At 62.3% G+C, this 1066-nt stretch carries 1 pseudogene; it reads right to left on the reverse strand.

Features of this window, described 5'->3' with window-relative positions:
* Positions 1-224 precede the first annotated feature (224 nt).
* A pseudogene (locus L1069_RS23740) lies at positions 225-981 on the reverse strand (transposase).
* Positions 982-1066 lie beyond the last annotated feature (85 nt).

Below are 1066 nucleotides of genomic sequence, written 5' to 3' on the forward strand. Positions count from 1 at the left end.
GTTTGTGCATGTGGTCAGGTGCAGTCGTGTGTCCGGCCTCAAAGTTGCAGCCTGTCAAACGCTGAGGGCCCTTATGGAGATATGCAGATCGGGTCCAGTTCGCTTACCCGCGCTCGGAGGCGCATCGGCGTCAATGATGGTTCTCCCGGCCCAGTCTCGTGACCGTTTGCCCTTACGTTCCTCCGTCCTGCTCACATTCCCGGCGGCACCCCTGCGAACTCGACCTATGCGGCCGCCATCGCCGGTTCTCTGTAATCCTCACCCTTGCGCATCAGCGCCCTGGCCGTTCGGGCCATGCGGTTGGCCAGCGCCAGCGCAACCAGCATCTTAGGCTTGCGCGCCAGCATTCGTGCGAGCCAAGAGCCCTCTGGGGCGCCTTTGCGTGCCGCCCATCGCACAACTGCCACAGCGCCGACAATCAGCAACCTTCGAATGTCGCGCTGACCCATCTTCGACGTCCGCCCGAGCCGCTCCTTGCCGCCACTCGAATGCTGTTTCGGCGTGAGCCCGACCCAGGCCGCGAAATCCCGGCCTTTCGAGAAGGTTTACATTGGCGGCCCGAAGGGCGTTGATCGTCTGCGTGCGCTGGCGGACAAGGAGATCGCGGGTGCGATATGCCAGCGCTGCCGCCTGCTGTTCCTCGCTTTTCACGGCCGCGAACCGCATGGCCGGACGCGATGCTGCTTGCGCTATGGCCTCTGCATCAGCCATGTCATTCTTCTGGCGTTTTACGAACGGCTTCACGTATGCGGGCGGGATCAGACGGAGGCCGTGACCCAGATCGCTGATTGCCCGACCTCAATAATGGGCACTCGCGCATGCCTCCATCGCCACGACGCAGGAGGGCTGCTCGCTCATGAACTTCAGCAGCTGCACGCGCGACAACTTGCGCCTGAATATAACGGACCCGTCCACCCCGGCACCATGTGCTTGAAATACGTTCTTAGCCAAATCCAGGCCGATGATGCTAACCTCGTTCATGGACGCTCTCCTCCTAGCAGTGCTCCAACACCCGCTACCTTGGCACATTCGATGCCGCCGGGGGGCGTCCACCCCATCGCTTTCG

Origin of the sequence: Leisingera sp. MMG026 (assembly GCF_021654205.1) — a bacterium.
GTDB lineage: Bacteria > Pseudomonadota > Alphaproteobacteria > Rhodobacterales > Rhodobacteraceae > Leisingera.